General features: G+C 65.5%; 18 protein-coding genes. 8 read left to right on the forward strand and 10 right to left on the reverse strand.

The genetic code is table 11. The annotated features are described in order from the left end of the window. Positions 1-16: 16 nt before the first annotated feature. Positions 17-664 carry a pyroglutamyl-peptidase I gene (pcp, locus tag ABE485_RS07015; protein ID WP_346514733.1) on the reverse strand — a complete coding sequence of 216 codons (648 nt, stop codon included), beginning with the start codon at positions 662-664 and terminating at the stop codon, positions 17-19. Between the two features lie 92 nt (positions 665-756). Between pcp and ABE485_RS07020 the strand changes: the two genes are divergently transcribed. Continuing rightward, complete coding sequence (locus tag ABE485_RS07020; protein WP_346514497.1) at positions 757-1,683, forward strand: LysR family transcriptional regulator; 927 nt, start codon at positions 757-759, stop codon at positions 1,681-1,683. On the opposite strand, the gene ABE485_RS07025 is transcribed toward ABE485_RS07020, so the two are convergent. Beyond that, positions 1,680-2,009 (reverse strand): ribonuclease E inhibitor RraB, encoded by a 330-nt coding sequence (locus ABE485_RS07025; RefSeq protein ID WP_346514499.1) that lies wholly within the window; start codon positions 2,007-2,009, stop codon positions 1,680-1,682. The two genes, ABE485_RS07020 and ABE485_RS07025, sit on opposite strands and share 4 nt — an antisense overlap. A gap of 90 nt (positions 2,010-2,099) precedes the next feature. Continuing rightward, positions 2,100-2,936, reverse strand: coding sequence for a DUF4189 domain-containing protein (locus tag ABE485_RS07030; protein WP_346514501.1), 837 nt, complete (start codon positions 2,934-2,936; stop codon positions 2,100-2,102). A 324-nt stretch (positions 2,937-3,260) separates the two neighbouring features. Between ABE485_RS07030 and ABE485_RS07035 the strand changes: the two genes are divergently transcribed. Both ABE485_RS07035 and ABE485_RS07040 read left to right on the forward strand, forming a co-directional pair. Then, on the forward strand, positions 3,261-3,827 hold the full coding sequence (locus ABE485_RS07035; protein WP_346514503.1) for a hypothetical protein: 567 nt from the start codon (positions 3,261-3,263) through the stop codon (positions 3,825-3,827). Positions 3,828-3,840: 13 nt separating this feature from the next. Next, complete coding sequence (locus tag ABE485_RS07040; RefSeq protein WP_346514505.1) at positions 3,841-4,035, forward strand: autotransporter outer membrane beta-barrel domain-containing protein; 195 nt, start codon at positions 3,841-3,843, stop codon at positions 4,033-4,035. Between the two features lie 10 nt (positions 4,036-4,045). Here ABE485_RS07040 and ABE485_RS07045 read toward each other — a convergent pair whose 3' ends face one another. The 5 genes from ABE485_RS07045 to ABE485_RS07065 form a co-directional block, all read right to left on the reverse strand. Next, on the reverse strand, positions 4,046-5,671 hold the full coding sequence (locus ABE485_RS07045; RefSeq protein WP_346514507.1) for a PepSY-associated TM helix domain-containing protein: 1,626 nt from the start codon (positions 5,669-5,671) through the stop codon (positions 4,046-4,048). A gap of 17 nt (positions 5,672-5,688) precedes the next feature. Next, positions 5,689-5,979, reverse strand: coding sequence for a hypothetical protein (locus ABE485_RS07050; RefSeq protein ID WP_346514509.1), 291 nt, complete (start codon positions 5,977-5,979; stop codon positions 5,689-5,691). Beyond that, positions 5,966-6,247, reverse strand: a complete 282-nt coding sequence (locus tag ABE485_RS07055; protein ID WP_346514511.1) for a hypothetical protein — start codon at positions 6,245-6,247, stop codon at positions 5,966-5,968. The genes ABE485_RS07050 and ABE485_RS07055 overlap by 14 nt, the downstream gene beginning before the upstream one ends. A gap of 103 nt (positions 6,248-6,350) precedes the next feature. Further along, entirely contained in the window at positions 6,351-8,459 is a 2,109-nt protein-coding gene (locus tag ABE485_RS07060; RefSeq protein WP_346514513.1) for a TonB-dependent receptor, read from the reverse strand. Positions 8,460-8,687: 228 nt separating this feature from the next. Then, positions 8,688-9,584, reverse strand: a complete 897-nt coding sequence (locus tag ABE485_RS07065; RefSeq protein WP_346514514.1) for a LysR family transcriptional regulator — start codon at positions 9,582-9,584, stop codon at positions 8,688-8,690. Between the two features lie 88 nt (positions 9,585-9,672). Between ABE485_RS07065 and ABE485_RS07070 the strand changes: the two genes are divergently transcribed. Further along, positions 9,673-10,422 (forward strand): SDR family NAD(P)-dependent oxidoreductase, encoded by a 750-nt coding sequence (locus tag ABE485_RS07070; RefSeq protein ID WP_346514516.1) that lies wholly within the window; start codon positions 9,673-9,675, stop codon positions 10,420-10,422. A gap of 31 nt (positions 10,423-10,453) precedes the next feature. Here ABE485_RS07070 and ABE485_RS07075 read toward each other — a convergent pair whose 3' ends face one another. Beyond that, a complete protein-coding gene (locus ABE485_RS07075; RefSeq protein ID WP_346514517.1) occupies positions 10,454-11,089 on the reverse strand; it encodes a DUF2625 family protein in 636 nt (211 codons plus the stop codon). A gap of 272 nt (positions 11,090-11,361) precedes the next feature. Between ABE485_RS07075 and ABE485_RS07080 the strand changes: the two genes are divergently transcribed. Both ABE485_RS07080 and ABE485_RS07085 read left to right on the forward strand, forming a co-directional pair. Next, a complete protein-coding gene (locus tag ABE485_RS07080) occupies positions 11,362-12,696 on the forward strand; it encodes an MFS transporter (RefSeq protein WP_346514518.1) in 1,335 nt (444 codons plus the stop codon). 167 nt (positions 12,697-12,863) lie between these two features. After that, positions 12,864-13,604: an SDR family oxidoreductase gene (locus tag ABE485_RS07085; RefSeq protein ID WP_346514519.1), complete on the forward strand. Its 741-nt coding sequence runs from the start codon at positions 12,864-12,866 to the stop codon at positions 13,602-13,604. Positions 13,605-13,626: 22 nt separating this feature from the next. On the opposite strand, the gene ABE485_RS07090 is transcribed toward ABE485_RS07085, so the two are convergent. Further along, positions 13,627-15,540 (reverse strand): B12-binding domain-containing radical SAM protein, encoded by a 1,914-nt coding sequence (locus ABE485_RS07090; protein WP_346514521.1) that lies wholly within the window; start codon positions 15,538-15,540, stop codon positions 13,627-13,629. A 437-nt stretch (positions 15,541-15,977) separates the two neighbouring features. Between ABE485_RS07090 and ABE485_RS07095 the strand changes: the two genes are divergently transcribed. Together ABE485_RS07095 and ABE485_RS07100 are read left to right on the forward strand one after the other, a co-directional pair. Beyond that, positions 15,978-20,330: a hypothetical protein gene (locus ABE485_RS07095; protein WP_346514523.1), complete on the forward strand. Its 4,353-nt coding sequence runs from the start codon at positions 15,978-15,980 to the stop codon at positions 20,328-20,330. Next, a complete protein-coding gene (locus ABE485_RS07100) occupies positions 20,327-20,833 on the forward strand; it encodes a hypothetical protein (RefSeq protein WP_346514524.1) in 507 nt (168 codons plus the stop codon). The genes ABE485_RS07095 and ABE485_RS07100 overlap by 4 nt, the downstream gene beginning before the upstream one ends. The last annotated feature ends 69 nt before the right edge of the window (positions 20,834-20,902 follow it).

Genomic DNA, 20,902 nt, shown 5'->3' on the forward strand with positions numbered 1-20,902 from the left:
GCTGCTTCTCCTTGGTTCAATGCAGCGCGCCGCCGCCCAGCTTGACGTCCTGCGCGACCGCCAGCGACGTGCCCACGATGATCTTCACGCCCTGCACCAGCACGTCCAGCGCCAGGCTGGGCTGGCCAGGGTGCTTTGCGGCCATCTCCGGCAGGTAGGGCACATGAACGAAGCCGCCTCGCAGGCCGGGCTGCTCCGTGGCGATGTAATGGGACAGGCCGTAGAAGATGGTGTTGCAGTTGTAGGTGCCCGCGGTCAGCGACACCGAGGCCGGCACGCCGCCGGCGCGCAGGTCGCGCACGATCGCCTTGATGGGCAGCGTGGAAAAGTAGGCGGCCGGCCCGCCCTGCACCACCGGTTCGTCGATGGGCTGGCGTCCTTCGTTGTCCGGAATGCGCGCGTCGACCACATTGATCGCCACCCGTTCCACCGACACGTCGCTGCGTCCGCCCGCCTGCCCCAGGCAGATCACCAGATCGGGCCGGGTTTCCTCGATGGCCTGGCGCAGTACGCCCACCACCTTGCCGATCACGCACGGCAACTGGCGGGCCGCAATGCGCGCGCCTGCCACGGTTTCTCCGTCCAGGATCCTGGCGGCTTCCCAGGAAGGGTTCAGTGTTTCGCCGTCAAAAGGTTCTATTCCGGTGACCAGCACGGTGCGCATTGCGGCTTCCTTGTCGTGTTCCATGCGGACCATGGTAGAAGCGCAGGCGATGATTCTTGAAATCGATAATCGCTATTCGTATTATTGACGGCATGAATCTGTCATCCGTCGATCTGAATCTGCTGGTCGCCTTCGAGGCGCTGTACGACACCCGCAACGTCACCCTGGCCGGCCAGCGTATCCATCGCGCCCAGCCGTCGGTCAGCAGCGCGTTGAACCGGCTGCGCCGCGTGTTCAAGGACGAACTGTTCCTGCGCACCGCCGACGGCATGCAGCCCACCGCAAGGGCCACGGCGCTGATGCCCACCATTTCGGCCGCGCTGGACCAGATACGGCGCGCGCTCGAACAGGGCGCGGGCTTCGACCCGAAGGCGGCGCAGGGCCAGCGGTTCACCATTGCGGCCAGCGACTACGCCGACGTGGTGCTCATTCCCCACATCGTGGCCCGCCTGCGGCGCGAGGCGCCCGGCGCGAACCTGCGCGTCGCGCGGCTGGACCGCGCGGCCGTCTACGAACAACTGGACAATGGCTGCGTGGACATCGCCATCGGCGGCCACCTGGCGCCGCCCAAGCGCATGCGCGCGACCCGCCTGTATGAAGAAAATTTCGTCTGCATCGCGGACAAGCTGCACCCCGCCCTGCGCGGACGCAAGCTCGATCTTGAACGCTACACCGCGCTGCCGCACGCCTTGTTCGTGCCCAGCGACGACGGTTCGGCGCGGGGCGTGGTGGACGCCAGCCTGGCGCGGTTGGGCCGCAAGCGGCGCGTGGCCTGCACGTTCGCGCATATCGTCGCCCTGCCCCACACGGTGCTTGGCACGGACCTGATCGCCACGCTGGCGCGGCGCGCCGCGCTGCGGCTGGCGGGCAAGGAATTGAGTTTGCGGCCCCTGCCGCCCGAGATCGATCCCGGCCCCTTCGGCATCGACATGATCAGCAGCCGCCGCGCGCCCGCGGATCCGGCGCTGGCGTGGCTGCAGGGGCTGATCGAAAGCGCGGCGCGGGACCTGGCCGGCTAGCCGGCCTGTTCGACGTCCCAGCCGTCAAAGAGCGCGCCGTATGCGTCGGCCAATTCATTGAAGGCCACGCAGCGGCGGAACAGCTTGTCCGACGGCAGGACCTCGACCTTGCTCACGAACAGCGTCCAGCCACCGTCTTCGCCTTCATTCTGGTGGACGCTTTCCACGCGGTAGTCGTGGTCGGCCAGTTCGCCGTAGACGAGCCTGAGCGCGTCCTCCGACGGGGCCATGAAGAAGAAGCCCCACTTCAACGGTCCCGACGTATCCCAACCGTCCTGCGCCATCTTGTTGTACATGCCGTCTATCGACGCCTGGCTGGTTTCCATTGCTGCCTCTGCTCGCCTGGTTTTCAAGGGGCGCGATGGTATCAGAAGGCGCCGTCGGCCTTGCGCCGCCGGCTTTGCTGAAGGCGCGCCCTAATTGGCCTTTTCGTCCTCGCCGGCATAGCCGTCGATATAGGCGCGGCCCGAGCAGCGCACCATGGCCACGCAAGCGGGATTGCCGGTCTTGGCGGTGCAGGCGTTGCGCGATTCGTCGCGCGCCGCCTTCGGATCGGGGTTCAGCGCGGTGAAGCTGGTGCCGCGCCCCTTCGTGCCCTTGGCCCAGGCCAGTCCGACGCAGCTGTCGGTGTAGGTCAGCACCTTCTTGCAGCCCTTGCAGTCGTCCCATTCCAGCAACTGCGACAGCGCGTCCTTTTCGTTGGGGTAGCCGTCCGAATACACCAGGTCGCCCGTGTCCTTTTCGGCGATGGCGCCCCAGTATTCGCGCTGGTTCAGCTTGGCGGACAAGGCTTCCAGTTCACCCGGCCTGACCTTGACCGCCGCCTGCATGTCCCGGTCGCTGTAGCCCGGGCCCACGCACAGCGGCATCGTGGTCAGGCGGCACTTGCCGTCCGGGCTGCCCGCCTCGCAGCGGCGCATGGCCTTCTTGGCGGCCATTTCGGGGGACACGCTATTGCCCGGGAACAGGTCCTGCACCGAATTGCGGGCGTAGACCATGCAGCTGTCCGAGAACCAGCTCAGCTTCTTGCAATCGGCGCCGCCGGCCTTGCGGCATTCCGCCACCGCCGCGGCCTCGGCCTCTTTGCCGTTGGTCTCGGGGAGCACCCAGTAGATTTTCGAATGCTTGCCGTCGGTGGCGATGCCGCCGTAGAGCTTTTCGGCGGCATGCGCGGCGGGCGACGCCAGACCGGCAACCAGGGCTAGTGCGGCGAATGCGGCGCGGATCAGGGGAAGAAAGCGGGCAGGCATCATCGTCGGTGACCGAGTCCAGTGGATTGAGCGGGGACGATCTTAGCAAAGGGCGTCCTCGTTCCGTCCCTCTATGCAAAGGCCGGCCGGGCATATTAAGTAACAAATTTCACATCTGCCTGGACGGACTCCGACCCCGTTTATCGGTAAAAATGGCGAACTTTCTGAAGCGGGCCGTAATAGGCAAGCCTGCCTGCCCACGGACTCGGGACGCCCTGGGACGCCATCGATGTCACGAAGAGAAACAAATCACGTCGAGGCCGCCCAATGCGCTCTCCTCCAGGCGAAGCGCGGGTCCGACCAACAACGGAACACGGACAGCAAACCATGAAGTCGCAACAGCATTCCCACGGTTTCCGCAGGTCGATCCTCCTGCCGGCCTGCGTAATCGTCGCGCTTGGTTTGGCCGGCTGCGCCCCGATGCCGACCGGCGGCAGTTCCACCATGCCGTCGCTGGGTCAGATCTTCAAATCGGGCCTGTCGTTCTCGCCTAGCGTGAACGTGGCCAAGAACATGGAAGGCCGCTCCATCAACGACGCCATCGCGGCGCTGGGCGAGCCGTCCAAGATACGCGCGGTCGGCAACACGATGGAGCTGGAATGGTCCGACTTCCAGACTGCGCCCTATACCGAATGGGTGGTCGACAGCTCCAGCCAGCAGGTGGTGGGCATGATCCCCGCGACCGCCACCACGGCCGCCACCCCCGTGTTCCAGACCAGCAGCAGCGGCCACTATGCGAACCGCAGCCGGGTGTACGAGTGCAAGGTCCTGATGCGAATGAAGGACAGCGTGATCGTCGACACCAGCGTCGACGGCAACGTGTGCCCGGAATTCATTTCGGCGCTGCGCAAGTGGGCCGGCGAGGCCGAGGCCAAGAATTACGTTGTGAAATGAGGAACGGGCGCATGTGCCGCGCCCTTTCTGTCCTGCCCTGACCCAACGCACCACCGGCGCGCCGATCGCGCGCGACGCCGCGGTGATCGAGCTGGGCGTGGGCATCGACGTCAGCAAGCGCACCACGGTGGGCGTGGTCTACGGCGGGCAGTTCGGCGACGGCAACCGCCAGAACTCGGGCACCCTGGACGTGCGCTACCGGTTCTGACGGGCCGCCGTCACGCCCCGGATGCGAGCGTCCGGGGCGCCCATGCGCTGTCCGCGCCGCCGCGCGCCAGCCGGCGGCGGGTGACCCTGGCCATCCAGGCAAAGCCCAGCCCCAGCGCCAGCGCGGTCGCATCCACGCCCAACGCGGCAGGCGACGTGTGCGCCCACAATCCGCTTGCGGGCAACAACGCGCCCAGCAGCGACGTCGCCGGGATCGCCAGCGTCAGGGCGGCGGCCATCCACAGCAGGTGCACGCCCGCCGCCGCGCCGCCACGCAGAAAGGCCCAGGCGATGGCCGCGAAGAACGCCGCGTAGTACAGCCCCTGCAGCCAGCCGTCCAGGTCCCCGACCCGGCCGCTCAGTCCCTTGGCGGCGATCATCATCAGCGAGATGCCGCACACGCTGCCCAGGCACACGCCCACGGTCGCCGACGCCATCAGCCGCGTATCCAGCCGCTGCACCGGCGCCTCGCCCGTGCGCCGGTCCGCGCGCTTGCGGCGCGATTCGATCCAGAGCAGGTTGCCGCTGTAGAACAGCCAGGCGCCGGCCAGCCCCAGCACGAAGTAGAGCCATTGCACGGCCGCGCCGCCGAAGGACGCCATGTGCAGCGCAAAGAAGCTGCTGACCCACAGGTTGGCCGCGTCCTGCTTGCCGGGCAGATAGTCGGTGTTCAGCACCTTGCCGCTGTAGGGGTCGATCGCCACGAAGCCGCCGCGAGCCCGCGGCGACACGGCGGCCGGATCCTTGCCCCAGATGCGCACGATGGCCCTGGGGCCCGTCACCTGCGTGTACTGCAGGGCGAAGGGTTCGAACGACGGCGACAGGCCGCGCGCCCGCGCCAGCAAGTCCTCCGGCGTCAGCATGGCCGAAGGGTCACGCGGCGCGGCGTCCGGCGCCGCCCCGCCCGACCGCTGGAACACCGAGGCCAGCTTGCCGTCGTACATCAGCCGGTCCTGCAGGTCGTAGATGCCGTCATGGAAGGCGAAGACGACGGAACTGAGCGCCATGACGATGTGGAACGGCAGCGAGATGATGCCCACCACGTTGTGCGCGTCCAGCCACATGCGCTTGAGGTTCTTGCCCACGCGCAGCGCAAAGAAGTCCTTGACCAGCGACGGCAGCAGCACGATGACGCCCGACACCAGCGCGATCGCGTACAGCGACGCGACCACGCCCATGAACCAGCGGTTGGGATCGCTGTCCGCCGGCAGTCCCACGACGCGATGGAGCACGTCGATGAAGGCGGCCAGGCCGCTGGGCCGGGTCTCTTCGACCTGCACCGCGCCGTCCGCGTCCAGGCGCGCCAGATAGTGCCGCACCGACGATTCGTCATGGTCGTCGGCCTGCGGGTCGCGTACTTCCCAACCCATGCGTGCGGGGACGTTCTCGGCGTCCTGCAAGTGGATGCTGAACCCCTTGGCCACTTCCGGCCGCGCGGCCAGCGTCCGGGCGATCAGGTCGGGCGCCGTTTCCAGCGGGGCCAGCGCGGCGGCCGGTTGCGGCGAGGCCCAGCGGGCGATCGGCTCCTTGAACACCGTCAGCGCGCCCGCGTAGAAAGCGATGAACAACGCCATGCCCGTCAGGATGCCCGTCCAGGTATGGACCGATTTATAGATGCGGATATAGTCGGCTCGCATGATGGCGGCCCTCCTGCTTAAAGCGCGCCGGCGGCGTACAGCCCGCCGTAGAGCGCCAGGCAGACCCCGCCCAGCCAGCCCCAGGCGCGCAAGCCGCTGCCGAAGAAATAGACGGTGGACAGGATGCCGAGCCACACGGGCGGCACCAGCCACATGGCGAGCTGCGAGCGCGTCGCGAGCGGCACCGCGGACGTCAGCGCCGCCAGGAGCGCGCTGGCTCCCATGGCAATGGCGAAGCCCAGCAGGCCGCCGGCCAGGCTCTTGGACACCCAGTCGCGGCGGATGGGCGCGGGCTTAGCGGGCTTCATCGGGATCTCCCCTGCGCAGCCCCAACAGCACGCCCACGTACGGGATGAGGCAAAAGAACAGCATCAACGCCGTCGCGAACACGAACACAGCCGCAACCGCGGTGAATCCGTGCAGGCAGCCCCAGCCGCCCAGCGCCAGCAGCGCAAAGCCTGTGGTTCGCGCGGGCGCCGTCGGCCAGGGCGCTCTGCCCCAGCGCTGGTTGGGCGACGCGCGATAAATACAGAAACAGCCCAGGAAAAGCGCGATCAGGCTGGAAAGAATCAGCATTGGCATGATCGTCCCTCAGTGAATGGAAGTCGGAACGTTCCGCCCTGCCCTTCGCCCGGCGCCAAGGCGCCGGACAAAGAGCGGGCGGAACGCTGGCTGCAGATCAGAAGCTGATCGTGGCCGACGCCATGACGCTGCGGGCCGGTCCGAGGGTCGCGATCGGGGTCGTGTCGCTGAAGATGCCGGCGTAGTAGTACTTGTTGAACACGTTGTTGACGTTCAGCCTCAGCACCACATCCTTGCCGTTGACCTTGGTGGCGTAGCGCGCGCCCAGGTCGACCTGGCCCCAGCCCGGGATCTCGATGTTGTTGGCCGAATCGGCATACTGGCGCGAGGTCGCCTGCAGGCGGGTGCTCAGCGTCAGGCCGGGCACCCAGGGCGTGTCCCATTCAAGCCCGGTGTTGACCTGCCAGCGCGGCGCGCCAACCGCGGTGTTGCCGTCATAGCGGCCGTACGAGGTCTTGACCTGCGTGCCCTGCGTATAGGTCACGCCGCCCAGCACACGCACGCCCTGCGTGATCTCGCCGAACGTATTCCACTCCACGCCGCGCACGCGCTTTTCGCCGCCGTCCGCGTAGGTGGGGCGCGCCGTCGTGCCTTCGGTCACCAGCATGGGCTTTTCGATCTCGAAGAGCGCCAGCGTGTTGGTGAAGGTGCCGGCGTTCCACTTCACGCCCAGTTCCTTCTGCTTGGTCTTGTACGGCGCGAAGACCTCGCCGAAGTTGGTCGCGGTAGTGTCGGTGACGCTGTCGCCCTTGCTCAGGCCTTCGACGTAGTTGGCGTAGAACGACAGGTCCGGACCCCACGGCTTCACGACGATGGCGACGGCCGGCGTCACGGCGTCTTCGTCGTAGCGCGCCGTCGTCTTGCCCGTCTTGTCGAAGTTGCTGGTCTTCACGCGCTGGTTGCGCACGCCGGCGGTCAGCAGCAGCTTGTCGTCCAGGAACGACATGGTGTCCACCAGGGCCAGGCTGGACAGCGTGTTCTCGCTGGTCTTGGGCGCGCTGCCCGGCACGGCCGGCATGACCGGCGTGATCGGATCGTAGATGTTGGACTTGAAGACCGACGCCGGCCCCGTGGCCGAGCCGTCCTCGAGCTTCAGGTACGAGGCCTGCAGCACCAGTTCATGCCCCACGCTGCCCGTCTTGAAGCGCGAACGCAGGCCGCCTTCGGCGGTGGTGGCGTCCGTGTAGGCGCGCTGGCCGACGATCTGGCCGGTGAAATTGCCGTTGGCGTCGATCTGGCGCGCGTGGGTGCCGTTGATCAGGCCCGATTGGTGGCTGTCGCGCCGGCCCACGCCCGCGAAGGCCGAGATGTGCTCGTTGAACCGGTACTCGGCCTGGCCCATCACGGCGTTGCTCTGGATGTTGCCGTAGGCGGTGCTGAACTGGTTGATGCGGGGATCGGGCGCCACCGGCACCACCGGACCGGCGAACCAGAACATGGCCGGCGTGCCGCCCGTGAACGATTCCTGGCTATGGTAGGCGTCGATGGACGCCGTCAGCGCGCTGCCGCGGTAGTCCAGGCCGGCAGAAAGGAACTCGCGCTTTCTGGACTGGCCGTCCAGCGTGGTGGCGCCGTCGCTGAACGAGCCGTTGACGCGCGCGCCCCATTCGTTGTTGGCCCCGTAGCGCCGCCCGGCGTCGATCGTGGTGCCGAGCTGACCGTCGGACAGCCAGTTCACGCCGAACGTGGCGGTGGGCGTGTCGGTTGCCCGCTTGGTCACGAGATTCACCGTGCCGCCCACCGCGCCGCTGGGCGCCATGCCGCTGAACAGGGAGTTGGGCCCCTTCAAGACCTCCACCCGCTCGACGAATTCCACCGGCGTGCGACCCATGGGCGCCAGGCCGTACATGCCGTTGACGGCCACGTCGTTCTGGTTGACGTCAAAGCCGCGGATGCGGAAGTTCTCGTACGCGTGCCCGCTGGACGTCGTGAACCGCACGGACGGGTCGTTCGCCATCACGTCCGCCAGCGTGCGCGCCTGCTGGTTCTGGATGAGTTCGGAGGTATAGCTGGTGATGTTGAACGGCGTATCCATCACGGACTGGTTGCCCATCAGGCCCAGCCGGGCGCCCTCCGCAACCTGTCCGCCCGCATAGGCAGGCGGCAAGTCCCCACTGCCGATGCCGCCCGCGGTGACGGTCACCGGCTGCAGCGTGGTCGTCTGCTGCGCATCCTGGGCCCAGGCGGCCGGCAGGGGCAGCAACATGCTGAACGCGAGGCATGGCGCCATCCGCCGCGCCCGCGACTCCGTTGAAAAAGGCCGTTCCACAGTCATTTTCCCTATCCCTCATAGCTAATGCAAATGAGAATGATAGTCGGTTATATTGCCTGACATGTAGCTGAAACCGGGGTCGTCGCGTGGCAGCAACATGCCATCGGCTTGCGTTTGGACAAATGCGGGCGCCTCTAGGCGAGCCCCTCTAGCCGAGCGCCTCTAGGCGAGCCCCCCCAATTCCCTCGCCAGGAAATCGATGAACAGACGGGCGCGCGCGGGCGCCTGGCGGCCGAACGCGTGGAGGACCGTAACGGGCACCCGAGGCAGGGGCGCATCCGGCAGGAGCGCGACCAATCGTCCGGCGACGATGTCGTCCCGCACCGCCAGCCCGAGGATCTGGATGATTCCCAGCCCGCCAAGCGCCGCCGCGCGCAGCGCCGTCCCGTCGTCCGTATCGAACACGCCCGGCGGATCCACGACCTGGCCCGAGGCGAAGGTGATGGGAAACGCCCTGCCCGCCAACAGATAGCGCACGTGCCGATGCGCGGACAGATCGTCGATGCCGCGCGGAACCCCGTGACGTTCCAGATAGGCGGGCGACGCCGCCAGCACCAGCGGCAGTTGCGCCAGCTGGCGCGCGTTCAGCTCCGAATCGGCCACGCGTCCCGCGCGTATCGCCAGATCGAAGCCTTCGCGGATCAGGTCCACATGCCGGTCGGCCAGGCTCATTTCCAGCTTCAGGGCCGGATGCGCCGGCAGGAACCGGCTCACGATGGAAGCCATCAGCAGTCGCCCCAGGTCGCCGGGCGCGGTCACGCGCAGGCTGCCCTGGGCAGTCGCTTCCGGCTGCATCACGTCGCCGGCGTCGCCCAGCGCGCGCAGCAGCGGCGCCACGCGTTCGTAGTAGGCCTCCCCTTCGCGCGTCAGCGACAGGACCCGGGTGGACCGCTGGAACAGCCGGATGCCGAAACGCAGCTCCAGGCGCGCAATGGCCTTCGACACGGCGGATGGCGAGGTGCCCAGGATCCTGCCCGCCGCGCTGAACGAGCCCGCTTCCACCGCCGTGGCAAAGGCGACCAGCGCGGAGGCGTCGGGTAGCGCTTCGATCTTTGACATTGAGGAACAGGTGATTGAATCAAGACCATCTATTTAACGCCAATTGGAATAGATAGAGTGGAATTTCCTCATTTACCAGGGAAAAATCATGAACTCACTCTCGGGCAAGGTCGCGCTGGTCACGGGCGGCAACAGCGGCATCGGCCTGGCTTCGGCCACGGCGTTTGCGCGGGCCGGTGCGCAGGTCGTCATCGTGGGCCGGCGACAGGACGCGGTCGACGCGGCCGTGCGGTCCATCGGCCATGGCGCCGTGGGCATCACCGGCGACGTGGCCGACCTGCAGACGCATGATCGCGTCGTGGACGACGTGCTGCGGCGCTTCGGCGGCCTGGACATCTACATGGCGAACGCGGGCATCGCCATCCTGGAGCCGTCGTCCCAGGTGTCCGTGGACCACTACGACCGCCAGTTCTCCACCAACACGCGCGGCGTCTTCTTCGGCGTGACAAAAGCCCTGCCCGCGATGCACGACGGCGCCTCCATCATCCTGGTCAGTTCGATCGCCAGCGCCAAGGTGCTGGAGGGACACGCGGTCTACGCGGCCAGCAAGGCCGCCGTCGAAGCCTTCGCCCGCAGCTGGGCGCTGGAACTGAAAGACCGCCGGATCCGCGTCAACGTGATCAGCCCCGGGCCGGTGGAGACGCCGATCCTGGACAAGCTGGGCATCGGCGCCGACGCGCGCGCCGGCCTGGACGACGCCATGGCCGCCGCCATTCCGTTGGGCCGCATGGGCCAGGCCGACGAACTGGCCCGCGCCGCGCTGTACCTGGCCAGCGACGAAAGCAGCTTCGTCACGGGCGCCAATCTGCGGCTGGATGGCGGCATGGCGCTGACCTAGAGCGCGGTTGGATCGCGCCTGCACGGCAGGGTCAGGCGGCCTCGCCCCCCAGGGTCAGGGCATAGTGCTCGGCCACGTCCACCGCCTTGCGCGAACTCGTCGCCGGCGATCCCTCGCGGGTCCACAGGAACGGATAGAACGAGAAGCACTGGTCCGGCCCCAGCGCCTGCACGTCCGCCTGCCATTGCGGCCAGCGCAGCGACGCATAGAAGTCTTCGATGCGTCCGTCCAGCATCGCCTGCAGAAAACCGGAATAGCCCATCTCCAGGGCCTCCCACGCCAGGCTGTCCGGGGCGCGGTAATAGAGCATGCCCGGGTCGTCCCCCAGCGCCCCGCCGTTCAGGGCGAAGAAGCCGCCGGCCGCGTCATCGGCCACCAGCAGGAAGCCGTCGGCCCTGCCCGCGTTCCAGCCGGCGATGTCGCGGGGCAGCCTGGGATGCCCCGATCCCAATATCCGCAGCCAGCCGCCGTCCAGCAGCAGGCCGCCCGTGCCATGGGCGATGGCGCCCATCGGCGAACGCGTCGTCACCTGCAGCGCCAGCAGGACGTCGTCGCGGCGGGCGGACGGCGGGAGGATTTCGCAGGGAACGGACGCGGCGGCGATCCATTCATGGACCAGCGGCAGGGCCGGGTCCGTATCGTTGATGAGTTCGTTCAAAGGTCGCATGGGGCCGGATGCTGACCGCTTCCGCCGGATCTGGCAAGTTCGGGGGGCCGCCTTCGGGGCGCCAGAGCGGCGCCGGGCGGTCCCGCAATCGGCGCTACAATCCGCGCCGGATTCCCACCGCCGCCGCGCCCGCGCGCGCAGCCCGGCCCGCGCCCAAGCGCATGGCATTGCCCCCTCAAGCCAGGCGAACCATGACGCATTCCCCCCCCAACCCATTGATCGTTTGTCCGGTCGCACCGGATGCTTTTGCTGTTCTGGAAATCGAGGATTTCATGTCTCGGCAGTTGTTGGGCCTGGTGCTCGGGCCCCTTCTCGGCTTGTTCGTTGTCTGCATCGGCAACGCTTTCATCTCTTCCCTTACCACCCTGCAGCTGGACGCGGCCGGAGAATCGGCCACCGTCATCGGCGTCATTTCGTCGTCTTACTTCATCGGCCTGACGCTGGGCGCCATCTTCAACGACCGCCTGATCCTGCGCATCGGCCACATCCGCGCCTACAGCAGCTTTGCCTCGCTCATCGCCGTCACGGTGCTGCTGCAGGGCCTGATCTTCAGCAGCGAAGCCTGGTTCGTGCTGCGCCTGATCAACGGCTGGGCCAGCGTCGGCGTGTTCCTTGTGGTCGAAAGCTGGCTGCTGCTGGCCGGCGATCCCAAGATGCGCGGCCGCCTGCTGGCGCTCTACATGATCGCCCTGTACGGCTCGGGCATGCTGGGCCAGGTCGAACTGGGCGCCATCACCCGGCTGGGCGACATGGCGCCGTTCATGGTGGCCGGACTGCTGGCGTCGCTGTCGGTGCTGCCCATGGTCATCATCCCGCGCGTGTCGCCGCTGGTGGAACGCGTGGAGCCGCTGCTGCCCCAGCATTTGGCGCGCATGACGCCGACCGGCGTGATGGGCTGCTTCGGATCCGGCGTGGCCATCGCCGCCGTCTACACCCTGCTGCCGCTCTACCTGCAGCGCATCGGCCTGGACGTCGCGCAGGTGGGCAAGATGATGGGCGCCGTCATCCTGGGCGCCATGGTGCTGCAGTATCCGGTCGGGCGCTGGTCGGACCTGCGCGACCGCCAGGTGGTGCTGATCGCGCTGGCCGTGTTCTGCGCGGTGCTGAGCCTGCTGATCCTGGCGCTGCCGCCCGCGTCGCCGCTGCTGATGGCGCTGCTGTTCCTGCTGGGCGGCGGCGTGTTCGCGATCTACCCCGTGGCCGTCAGCCACGCCGCCGACCGCGCCCCCGCCGATGCGCTGGTGCGCATGATCCAGGGCCTGCTGCTGATCAATTCGCTGGGATCGGCGCTGAGCCCGCTGGCGATCTCGCCCGTCATGGCGAAGTTCGGTGAGGCCGGCCTGTTCTGGTGCTTTGCCCTGCTGAACCTGGGCCTGGTCAGCTTCTTCGTCTGGCGCCGCAACGAACGTCCGGCGCCGGCCCCTGTCGCCCCGTTTGCCGCCGCCGCGCAGATGTCGCCGGTGGGCGTGGAGCTGCGCGTGACGGAAGACCTGATCCAGGGCGCGCTGGATCACGAGATGACCGAGGACCTGACGAATGCGGTGCCGGGCGCCGAGGCGGCGGAGCCGGTGCTGTCGACGGTGCAGGACGCGTCGCCAACGACCTGAAGGGCCGGATCACGCAGGAGAATCCGCGGTGCCGTCGCCTGGAGGGCGGGCATTGGTACCGGCATGTATCTGCCCCGCCCGCCGCATAGAGTACGACACGAAATTGCGCGTGCCCGGGCGCCGGTTCGGCGGGATGATGCAAGCACCTCCTCAACCTGGTGCAATTCATGCAACACATCCCAACGCTCGACTCCCCCGCCGCGCTCGTATTCGGCGGTTCCCGCGGCATCGGCGCCGCCATTGCCGCCAGACTGGCGCAAACGGGACACGCGGTGGCCCTGACCTACGCCAGCCGCTCAGATAGCGCGAACCAGGTCGTGGCATCCATCGAATCCAGCGGCGGACGCGCGCTCGCCATCGAAGCCGACAGCGCCGACCCGGACGCCATCGCTCGCGCCGTCGAAACCACCGTGCAACGATTCGGCCCCCTCGGCGTGGCGGTCGTCAACGCGGGCATCTACCGCGCCAATCCGCTCAGTGCGGTGCCGCTTGGCGAACTCGACCAGATGCTGGCGGTGAACGTGCGCGGCGTGTTCCTGGCCATCCAGGCGTCAGCCGCCAACATGCTCGACGGCGGACGGATCATCACTATCGGCAGCAACACCGCCATCAGAACCGGCACGCCGGGAAGCAGCGTCTACGCCATGACCAAGGCGGCAGTCGCCGCAATGGTCAGCGGCGCGGCCCTGGACCTTGCCCCGCGGGGGATCACCGTCAACAACATCCAGCCCGGCCCCATACAAACCGACCTTACGGCGGAGTGGACGGCGCAGCTCATCCCGCGAATTCCGCTTGGACGCATGGGGCGATCCAGCGAAATCGCGGGTCTTGCCGCATTCCTGGCGGGCGCCGATGCCGGCTATATCACGGGCGCCAGCCTGACCGCGGATGGCGGATTCGTGCTGTAGCGCCGCGTCGGATGAAGACCGGCTAGCCGCGCTGGCTCAGCGCGCGCCCGATCCGGTTGCGCGCCACCGTCGTGCGCGGCACCTTGAACGGGAACCAGCTGCGCACGTCCTCGTCCAGGCCGATGCCGTGCATGTAGTTGTAGATGGCCTTCTTCAGCCCCTTGCCCAGCGCGTCGTGGTCCACGCCCGTGGGGTCGTGGAAGCCGACGTCGTTCTTGGCGAACGTGACCTCGGGCAAGGGCTTGAGCCGGATGCCGTACTCGTCGGGATTCTGGCCCACCGGCGAATGCACCGTACAGGCGAAGCGGTGAAAGAACCCGCTCTGGATGCAATCGTTCTCGAAGAGCTGGCGCACGTATTCCAGCGCGTCCACGGTGTCCTGCACCGTCTGCGTCGGAAAGCCGTACATCAGGTAGGCATGCACCAGCACGCCGGCATCGGTGAAGGCCCGCGTCACGCGCGCCACCTGGTCGATCGACACGCCCTTCTTCATCAGGTTCAGCAGACGGTCCGACGCCACTTCCAGGCCCCCCGACACGGCGATGCAGCCGCTGTCGGCCAGCAGTTCGCACAGTTCGGGGCTGAAGGTCTTTTCGAAGCGGATGTTGCCCCACCACGAAATGCCGGCGTTGCGTTCGATGAGTTCGGCCGCCAGCGCCTTCAGCGCCTTGGGCGGCGCGGCCTCGTCGACGAAGTGAAAGCCGGTCTGGCCGGTTTCGCGCACGATGGCTTCGATGCGGTCGGCCAGCACCGTCGCCGACGCGCCCTCGTAGCGGCCGATGTAGTCCAGGCCCACGTCGCAGAAGCTGCACTTCTTCCAATAGCAGCCGTGCGCCACGGTCAGCTTGTTCCAGCGGCCGTCGCTCCACAGCCGATGCATGGGGTTCAGCATGTCCAGCAGCGACAGGTAGCGGTCCAGCGGCAGGCCGTCCCAGGTGGGGGTGCCGACTTCCGCGAACGCCACGTCGGGCTCGACCATGTTCACATAGCGCACCGCGCCGGGCTCGCCGTCGCGCAGGAAGGTGCGCACCAGGCGCTGGCGCGAACGCTTGCCCTGCACATGTTCCAGCAGCGCCAGCAAGGGGCGCTCGCCCGCATCGAGCGTGACGTAGTCGAAGTAATCGAACACGCGCGGGTCTTTCAGTTCGCGCAGTTCGGTATTGACGAAGCCGCCGCCCAGCACCGTGACGATGCCGGGGTCACGCGCCTTGATGGCCTGGGCGATCCGGAAAGCCGCGTACACGGCCCCCGGAAACGGCACCGAGATCAGCACCATCGTCGGCTGGTGCCGCTCCAGCGCTTCCATCGTCAGTTCTCGCAGCGTGTCGTCGACCAGGTTCAAGGGCGCCGCCAGCGCCTGCGCCAGCGGATCGAAGGTGGGTTGGCTGCCCGCCAGCGATTCGGCGTAGCGCACGAATTCGAAGCGCGGATCGATGGCGTCGCGCAGCACGTCGGCCAGATCGTTCAGATACAGCGTGGCCAGGTGCTTGGCCCGGTCGTGCAGGCCCAGTGCGCCGAACGCCCAGCCCAGGGGATCGCCGCCGTCCTCGTCCATGTAGACGTCCAGCGAGCTGAACCGCGGCCCCTCGGGCAGGAAATTGCGCCCGACGATGCGGTGCGCCAGCGTGGGATCGCGGCCCTGCAGGAACGCGATGGCCGGGCCGATGGTGGCCAGATAACGGGGCTGCATGGCCACGAAGGCCTGGATCGCCTGTGAGTGCTTCTCGAGCGGCAGCGCGTCGATGCGCTGCGCGACGGCGCGCAGGCCGTCGGCTGACAGCAGGCGCAGCACCAGGGCAAGCGCCAGGTCTTCCTGGAACGACGTGACGTCGCGCGAACGCAGGAAGCCGGTCAGGTAGGCGGTGGAAGGATAAGGCGTATTCAGCTGCGTCATCGGCGGAATCACCGACAGCACGCGCAGGGGCAAGGTGGACATGAGGCACGACGGCAAGGCTGCCGTCAAAAAAAGCGGGGATCGGCGCAATTATAGGCAGCCGGACGAGGGACGGGTCGGCAGACCGGCGGATCGAGCCTCCGCCCGGCACTCCGGGGACAATCAAGGCGTAATACAACCGACTTTGCTGGGCACGCCATGCGCGCGACGATGCCTTCAGCCGTCGAAGACATGGCCGCGAAGACATACCCAATTTGGTGTATCGCGCGCCATGAAAAGTTCAGCAAGGATACGATTTCCGGCTATCGAAGCTCCAGATGGAGCAGATCCGTTCATTGCCACGACAATGACGCGCCCAATGACGCGCCGTCTGGAGTTCCTCGGTAGGGACGTTGTTCAAGCGCCAACCCAGAACTGTACGATGGAGGCAAAGCTTGCGGATGGTGCGATGGACATGCATTGCCGGCTCGATCGCTTTCATGGGCATCGGGCTGCTCATTGCGGGGGCGTCGTCGGCGGCTGTTACGACCGACGCATCGCTTGCGTTCGCGACACCATCAAGCCTGCAATTGCCCGGCGCCCGATTGCAGTTGACACCAGCTGAGGCAGATAAGCTGGCAGACGCCTGGCTCAGGCTACTTGATGAACCCGATCCACGACTTACGGCCGGCGCCCTTACTCTCTTGACAGACGCGCCTGCAGCAGTCATCGACTCCATCGGCAGAAAGCTGTCCGGCACGGACCGTCTCGCACGAGCGTGGGCACGCGCCGATCCGGAGATCCAAGGCCGGATTCGGAACTCCACCGCGATCAGGACCGCGAAGCTTCTGGACTTCGCGGCGGCGGAATTCATCTCAGAGCTCGACGCAGCCCTGGCCACCGGAGACGTGATTTCAGTCGCGAGTGCAGCCTCCACCGCCGGCGGCTTCCGACATCTTCCGGCTGAGGTGGTGAGCAAAATCATGGTCGCCCTAGATGCCGGCAAGCTCGAAGACCAGCAACGACGCGAGCTAGCGGCCGTACTTCGCAACCACCCCGAGGATCTTAAGCCTGTCCAGTCGCAACTTCACGGCTGGCTGAACAACCCATCTTCCGACGCCGTCACGACACAGCAGCGCGATCTCGCACTGATGGTCTTGCTTTCGCTGCGAATTCCGCTTTCCGACAAGCAGGTCGTGACAGCGCTGAAGTCCGGTGACCTCGGCACCTCCAGAGCGGGAATTTCATACCTTCGCGCTGTGGGTGCGGACGCGACGCCATTGCCGCTTCTGACGCCTGCCATATTGGACGAGGTTATCCGCTTGTTTCGCGATGCGGCCCAACTTGGCGACTGGTCGGATATCTATGAGCTGCTGAGGGAACGCAGTCCAGACCTTCTAGAGAACCTGTACAAGACAACGTCGCCAGCCGACATTGCCAAAATCTGGCCGGCCGAGTTGACGGCAGAATGGCTCAAACGATCTCCCGCTGCCGTTTGGACATCGTTGGCCACCGACTTCCCGCTCGATTTATATGCCCCCCCAGCAGGACAACTGGCCGACTGCAACAACCTGCGCTATGAGCTTGCTCTGCTGACCCTGCGAAGCAGCCTGGGGCAACCCACACTGAAGGATTTTTGGATAAATTCCTTCACCAGAACGCACAACTGTCGCGAACGCTTTGGCGATGAAATCAACACCTACTTGGAACAGGCCGGCAAGGATAAAGACATCGGCCCAGACCTGGCTTTGTTGGCTAATAGTGCCGGTGTCGGACAGATGCCCGACTGGCCACTGCGCTCCACGAGCCTGTCACGGCTTCTCGCCCCCGAATTGACGCGCCGGCTGCTGGAGTCCGACTGGAGTGGGGCCAAGCAAATGTTGCGCGCCGGGGTGCGCCCATCATCGACCTCGCTTGAGCAAAATGGGTTCTGGACGAGAACCAAGCCGTCGCCGTCTGGCTTGAACCATGAGTGGTTCTTTCGCATCTTACAGGCCGCTGGATCAGCTCCCGCGCCTATCATGCAGTTTGCTGCCCAAGCTGCTAATGACCCGGGGCTGCAACCCGCCGCACGCGCCACCGCGCTGATCGCCTTAGCTTCGGCGGGCCGTGTCGCCTCGCACCAGGACATTTTCAATACCGCACTCAACGATACCAATGAGCTCGTCAGTCGCGCTGCCTTGGTGCTCTTGGGCCAGGCTTACGACGAGGGACTGCCCAAGAGCGAATTCAAGGGTCCTGACACGGATCTGGTGGAAAATGCCCTCATTCGGCGTGAACTCGCCGACACTGCGGCCAACCTGTTGCCACGCTTGACACGATTCGGTCCCGCCTACGCACAGCTGCACGCAAGACACGCAAATTGGTCTAGTGCCCCGTCCAAGAATTGCTTTTCGCTGGCCCCTGCGAGGCCGTTGGGAACTGCGGCAGGTGTCTCTATTCTCAACGCGATCACGACAAACCCTTCGACCGACGTGCAGCGGGCCTGTGTTGGTCTGCTCTTCGATGCTGACAGCCCAATGGCGCTCGTGGCACGTTCATGGGGCGCTGCGTCCGTAGCAAATCCCGTCGAAGTCACGACCGCGCTTAGAACGCTTTGGCAGTCGCCAGAGTTCAAAGACGCTGGCGCTCCTCTCAAAAAGGTCGTAGGCGAACTGGCGGCGGCGGCCGGGCCGGCCTTGCCATACGAGCTTGAATCCCAAACCGCGCTGTCGTGGTGGAAGAACGCCCTTCTCAACGACCAACCCCAGCTGGCTTCGCAGCTACAGTCCGAGCATCGAAGGCGCATGATATTAAGTGTAATTGTTGGCGTTCCCGCGGTGATACTGCTGCATCTGAGCGTCTGGGCAATCCTGCTCGCGGGATATCCCAGGTCGGCGACGCTGCAGGCGGTGGTCTTCTGGAATCCATTCGTGCGCAAGGTGACCGGTTTTGGCTACATCGATCTGGTATTGCTGTATACCCCTTTCGCGAGGCGAAGATTATTCGCGCCCTTTGCATCGGAATTTTTGCGGGATGTATTGGACACTCGGGCGACGTCCTCACCGGCGCAGGGCTACTTCGATGGAAGCCTGGTTCGACACTGGCCCGCGCACGCGGGCGCTGCTCAGGAATTCCAGGCCCAAGTGCGTCCCCTCAAATCGGCTCTCGCGATCCATCGCGGGCGCATTCTGCTCCTGGGCAAATCAGGACTTGGCAAATCAAGCTTTCTCAAGTTCTGGCTAGGAAAACGAGCCGCCCAAGGCAAGGACATCATGGTCTATCTTCGCGCCGACCAATGCCGCAGCGGCGTCGAGGTGGAGATCGGCAGGCGCATGAAGGGCTTCGGGGCGGACCAGAATCTGCTGCGCTCGGTTCTCTACGCGGGACGAATGTCTGTCTACATCGATGGCTACAACGAAGTGGATTTGACGACCCAGGACTCAATTACGTCTTTCGTCGGTGATTATCCGCGAGGCAATATCCTGGTTACAAGCCAAATCCCGCTGCGCGGCTTCACAGGAATCGAAACCTTTGAACTTTTGCCCCTGGATCGCGTTCAAGTGCGGGATTTCCTGGTGACGCGTTCTGAGGTTCTGCCCGCGGATGCCGTGGTTCGCGATGGGGCATTTCGCCAAGCGGCGAGCGCGTTCCTTGACGATGTCTGGGCCAAGCCAGCTACCGAGGAGGAGCTGCAGGCCTTCGAGGAAGTTCTGGCGAACCCGATGGACCTCACCTCTGTCGCCATGCTCCTGTCGCAAGGAGGGGTTCCAGACTTGTTTGCGCTGGAAAAACAACAGTTCGAGGTCGTACTGCAGCGTCTGCGGGCGAAAGAACTCGCGTTCCGCACGCTAGGATTCTCACGCGCGCTGCTTACCCAAAGGCTCGCCGACCAGGAAGACCTGGGCGTATTGCCCTTCAAACCGGAAGTTTCTGAATTGATCCATGCGAAGCTGGCGCAGGTCCGGACGTTCAGCGAGCCAGCCGGAAAGATATGGGCGCAGGAGATTCGATTCAGGCATGATCGAATAAGGGACTTCTTCAACCATTTCGTCTTCATGGAGATGACTCCGGAAGAGCAAGCCGCCCATGCCAAGGACGCACGGTTTGCCGGTGTTTTTCCATACCTTGCGCGTTCGATGTCACGAAAGAATGCGGAAGATCTGCGCGAACAGCTGATAACCCTTGCAGCGCAGATTGAAGACCACCGGATCAGCGATAGCTTCGTTCGAGAGTTCAGTTGGCGACAACGCTTTGCCTCCCAAGATCCCGATTGGATGCTTTCTCACGACCTGCCGGCTGCGAAGGTCGCCGATCAGGAGTATGCCGAACTGGCACGAACTCGAAGTGACCTGGACCTATCCATGGGACGCTTGCGCGATAAGATCGCTTCTTCGCGCCGGATGACCCGTGTACTGACGACGGCGGATTCCTTGGAAGTGGCGTCGATCGCGCGCGAGATGCTGCTTGCCATCGGCGCAAGCGAAGCCGCAATCCCACATCCGGTTGGCGCAACATTAACGGATCCCGGTGGTCGAGATTTCCTGCTGGTGGCGCTGGCCCAAAGGGAGTTTATCCGTCCTTTCCACATCGATCTGCTGGTCGCTCGGCTCGAACACTGCGAAATGCCCAAGCTCGTCATACTGAACTCGCAAGTGGCGATAGAGCCAGAAGCGCGGGTGGCCAATCTCGCCCCCGACCAGCACGCCGCACTGTACGCCAAATGCGCGGCGACAATGGATAGCGTCGAGCTGTACAGCGCCTACCGGGCCGCCTGGGAAGGCAATCATGACAAAGATATATGGGCGCACTTGGCGAGATGTTGGTCCGTGGCGGCGCAGTCTTCCGGCCCCCGCACCGAGGAGCCTGCATGAATCACATCATCAAGTGGTTAGCTGGCTGCCTTGTTGGCCTGCCTGCCTGCGCCGTAGCGGAGACATTCGAGAACGCCTATATCTCGTTCGACCTTCCTGATGGATGGGAGTGCCAACAGGAAGGCACTGAGTTTGTCTGTCACGCTCCGAGCCCGTCTGGTAAAGACCGCCCTGCGATCATGATCATGACCGCGAAGGAGCCGGGACCGGAAGACACCCTGGCGGCATACATGGAACATCTCAGCAAGGTTCCGCCGGGAACGAACTCCAGCCTCTTCAAGACACCGACCCAGGTAAATGTGGACGGTACCCTGTGGATCGACGCTACGTGGTTCAGTTCGGAGGTCCTGAACTATTACACGCGATACATGGCCACGGTAAAGGACAATCTCGCGGTGCTGTACACCTTCTCGGTACACAAGAGTCACTATCAGGACTTTGCGGGTGTGTCCACGCTCGCCGTGCAGACGCTTCAAGTCAAACCTCAGGCGACACGACACTGAGCCCGCATTGTCCGATTCAAGATGAGCTTCCATCCGCCGTGGTGAATGTTCGCTGATCGTCTCAGGCAG

Origin of the sequence: Achromobacter spanius, assembly GCF_039673305.1 — a bacterium.
Lineage (GTDB): Bacteria > Pseudomonadota > Gammaproteobacteria > Burkholderiales > Burkholderiaceae_B > Achromobacter > Achromobacter spanius_F.